The sequence below is a fragment of the Methylobacterium sp. WL18 genome (assembly GCF_008040015.1).
GTDB classification, from domain to species: Bacteria; Pseudomonadota; Alphaproteobacteria; order Rhizobiales; family Beijerinckiaceae; genus Methylobacterium; species Methylobacterium mesophilicum.
The window spans coordinates 1-2,841 of sequence record NZ_VRVD01000605.1 but is presented as its reverse complement, the minus strand read 5'-3'; the positions used below and the strand labels follow the sequence as shown (position 1 = coordinate 2,841).

Annotated in this window: 3 protein-coding genes; 2 read left to right on the top strand and 1 reads right to left on the bottom strand. The window is 72.0% G+C overall.

Translation table 11 applies throughout. The features are described 5' to 3' along the window. Both FV228_RS25705 and FV228_RS25700 read left to right on the top strand, forming a co-directional pair. Window positions 1-1,362 (top strand): translocation/assembly module TamB domain-containing protein (locus FV228_RS25705; protein ID WP_187277907.1); only part of this gene is annotated, 1,362 nt, incomplete at its 5' end. A gap of 274 nt (window positions 1,363-1,636) precedes the next feature. After that, window positions 1,637-1,954, top strand: coding sequence for an HPr family phosphocarrier protein (locus FV228_RS25700; RefSeq protein WP_147857130.1), 318 nt, complete (start codon window positions 1,637-1,639; stop codon window positions 1,952-1,954). 9 nt (window positions 1,955-1,963) lie between these two features. On the opposite strand, the gene nth is transcribed toward FV228_RS25700, so the two are convergent. Next, a complete protein-coding gene (nth, locus tag FV228_RS25695) occupies window positions 1,964-2,671 on the bottom strand; it encodes an endonuclease III (protein ID WP_147857129.1) in 708 nt (235 codons plus the stop codon). Window positions 2,672-2,841 lie beyond the last annotated feature (170 nt).

Sequence of the window (2,841 nt, the reverse complement as noted above, 5' to 3'; positions counted from 1 at the left end):
GTGGCGGGCTCGCTGCCCGTCGAGGCCGGAGGCCCGCTCAACCTGCGCGCCCGCGGCACCCTCGACGCGTCCCTCGCCAACACGTTGCTGAGCACCGGCGGGCAGAGCGTCACCGGGCGGGTCGCCATCGACGGTGGCGTCACCGGCACCCTGGCGGCGCCCAAGGCCCAGGGTTCGGCGGTGCTGAGCGGCGGCAGCTTCACCGACCCGGTCAACGGCATCCGGCTGACCGCGATCGACGGGCGCGTGACCGGCCTCGGCGACAGCCTCGTGGTCGAGAGCCTCACGGCGTCCGCCCGGAACGGCGGCCGCCTCTCGGTGACAGGGCGGGTCGCCCTGGAGCCGGATTTCCCCGGGCAGTTCCATGTCACCGCCGACAAGGCGGAGCTGGTCTCCAGCCCGCTGATGAATGCGGTGTCGAGCGTCGATCTCACCCTGGCCGGCCCGCTGGCCCGGACGCCGCGGATCGCCGGCCGGGTCGACATCGTGTCGATCGACGTGGCCGTGCCCGATCGGCTGCCCTCAACGGTGAAGCCCCTGCCGGGCGTGCGCCACGTCAACACGCCGCCCGACGTCCGGGCGCGGCTGGCGCTGCGGGCCGACCGCAAGGCGGCCGTCACACCCGGCAAACGGCAGAAGAAACCCGCCGTGCCGTTCGACGCCACCCTCGACGTGCGCATCGAGGCGCCGAGCCGGATCTTCGTGCGCGGGCGCGGCATCGATGCCGAACTCGGCGGATCGCTCCGAGTCACCGGAACGTCGCGGGCGCCGAACGCGGTCGGCGGCTTCGGCATGCGCCGCGGGGTGTTCCAGCTGGTCGGGCAGCGTCTCGATTTCAGCCGCGGCAACCTGACCTTCGCGGGCAGCCTGACCACGCCGGAACTCGATTTCGCCGCCGAGACCAAGGCCGGCGACGTCACCGCCCGGGTCGCGGTGAGCGGCTATGCGGACGCACCGCAATTCAGCCTGACCTCCGATCCGGTGCTGCCCCAGGACGAGATCCTGTCACGCCTGCTGTTCAAGAAGGCCGCGGGAGGCCTGTCGCCGTTCCAGGCGCTGCAGCTGGCACAGGCCGTGGCGCAGCTCTCGGGCGGAGCCGCCGGGCCGGATGTGTTCGAGCAGGCCCGCAAGAGCCTCGGGCTCGACAGCCTCGACGTCTCCACGGGCGCCAGCGGCGGCCCGGCGCTCGGCGCCTCGCGCTACATCTCGGACCGGGTCTCCGTCGGCGTGAAGGCCGGCGCCAAGCCCGCCGACACCGCCGTCGGCGTCGATTTCGATGTCACCCGCCGGATCAAGCTCAAGGGCGAGGCGGGAAGCGACGGGCGCACCAGTTTGGGCGTGGGTGCGGAGTACGAGTGGTAGGGACGGGGGCTTTCTCCTCGCGCTCGCGGATTTGACTGTCGAGACCTGACACCCTCGCTTCCTCCCCCCTCTGCGGTGGAGGGGGAATGCGCATAGACCGTTCGACCAATGATCAGGCTGCGCCCCATCAGGTGGCCGCGCAATTCTGTCTTCAAAACTTGCGTCGGCTTAAAGTGCTCGGCCGAAGATCCGTTGGCCGCGCGGGCCAAGTCTGCTTAGGTGTCGAAGCAAGCCGCGCGGTCAGCTGCGGTACGGGTGGGAAACACGAAGGGCGATGGACGAGCTGTTCGAGACGGATGACGATCCGGAGGTTCCGGAGGGCGGCTTCCTGCGGATGCTGCCGATCATCAACCGGCGCGGCCTCCACGCCCGCGCCTCGGCGAAGTTCGTGCAGACCGTGGAACGCTACGACGCCGTGGTGACCGTCACCCGGGCTGGCGAGACGGTGGGCGGGCGCTCGATCATGGGTCTGCTGACGCTCGGCGCCGCCATGGGCACCCGCATCGCCGTCACGGCGGTCGGCCCCGATGCGCAGACCTGCCTCGACGGCATCGAGGCCCTGCTGGCGAACCGGTTTGGCGAGGACGAGTAGGAGGCCGGCTCAGATCTCCCGGCCGGGCCACGTGCACAGATCCGAGACCGGGCAGCGCGGGCAGTCGGGCTTGCGGGCCGTGCAGGTGTCGCGCCCGTGCCGGAACAGCCAGACATGGGCGCCGTCCTTGAAGCGCTCCGGCACCGCGAGGGCGAGGCCGTCGGCCACCGCATCCACGGTGCCGCCGGAAGCCAGCGGGATCCGGTTCGAGACCCGGAACACATGGGTGTCCACGGCGATCACCGGCTCATGGAACGCGAAGTTCGCTGTCACCTCGGCGCTCTTGCGGCCGATGCCGGGCAGGAGGCGCATCTCTGCCGCACTGCGCGGCACCGTGCCGCCGTAGGTCTCGATCAGGGCTGCGGACAGCTTGACGATGTTACGTGCCTTCGAGGGCCCGAGCCCGACCGGCCGGATGATGTCGGTGATCTCCGCCTCGCCCAGCGCCCGCATCCCCGCCGGATCCTTGGCCCGGGCGAACAGCGCGTCGGCGATGCGCGCCACCGTCGGGCCGGTGGACTGGGCCGAGAGCAGCACGGTGACCAGTAGCCGGAACGGATCGGTGTCGTCGAACCCCGCCTTCGGGTCCGGATCGGCGCCTGCGAGGCGCCCCATCACGGCCTCGACCCGCTCGGCCGCCCCGGGGGATGCGGGCGCCGCTGGGGCCTTGGTCCGGCGGGGTTTGGGCCGGAGGCCGTGGAGTGTGTCGCGCGCCATGCGGACCAGCTAGGGTGGCGACGGCCGGCCCGACACGCGGCGGATTGACGGCCCCGCTCAGCCCCGCGCCCGGCGCCAGGCCACCGGGCCGGCGCCGAGGTTGAACAGACCGACTGCGATCGCATCGACCCGGCGCAGCAAGGCCCGCCGCAGCGCGCCGGGTCGATGCG